This window comes from Vibrio sp. 970 (genome assembly GCF_033339075.1).
Genome location: NZ_JAWOTW010000282.1, coordinates 1 through 723 on the forward strand (window position 1 = coordinate 1; position 723 = coordinate 723).

Below are 723 nucleotides of genomic sequence, written 5' to 3' on the forward strand. Positions count from 1 at the left end.
TGGATTCCAAGCGTAACCAGAGCGAGCAGTTTTTTACTCAGCTCGAATCGCTCTATCGCACTAAGTTGAGCGATGAGCGTTTTGATGCCATTTTGGTGACGGACAACAATGCATTGGAATTGATGCAGCACTTGGCGCCGTTGATCAAAGACACGCCAGTGATTTTCTGTGGCATCAACAATTACCGTCCTTCCTTTCATCAATCACTTAACGCAACCGGCGTGATTGAGAACGTCGATTTAGAAGCGAACTTAGCGCTGATCGAGCGTTTGCATCCAGACAATAAGCAGATTTACATCATTAGTGATCATTCGGTGACTGGTGCGATACTTCGCGACGAGATTGACGATTTTATCCAACAACATGACCGTTATCGCAACAAGATCACTCAACTTGTCCCTGACAATGTTGAAGCATTGAAGAAAAAAATCGCTCAACTCAATAAAGAAAATGTGGTGCTGTTTTGGACTTACTACCGCGACAAAGATGGCGTGGTCGGCAGCGAACGTGACTGGATTCAGATCAACAAGGCCTCCAACGCGCCATTGTTTATGGTACACGACGTAGGTTTGGGTCATGGCGCGGTGGGCGGCGTGATTCAAAGCGGTTATCGCCAAGGTGTTGAAGCGGCTAGATTACTTGAACAGGTGCTCGACCACCCGCAAGAACCATTACCTCCGGTGGTGAATGGCGATTCTGAAATCAAGCTCGATTACCAAGCAG

At 47.4% G+C, this 723-nt stretch carries 1 protein-coding gene; it reads left to right on the forward strand.

Annotation, left to right across the window (positions count from 1 at the left end; genetic code table 11):
* Positions 1-723 (forward strand): ABC transporter substrate-binding protein (locus R7Q11_RS26185; protein ID WP_318094457.1); only part of this gene is annotated, 723 nt, incomplete at both ends.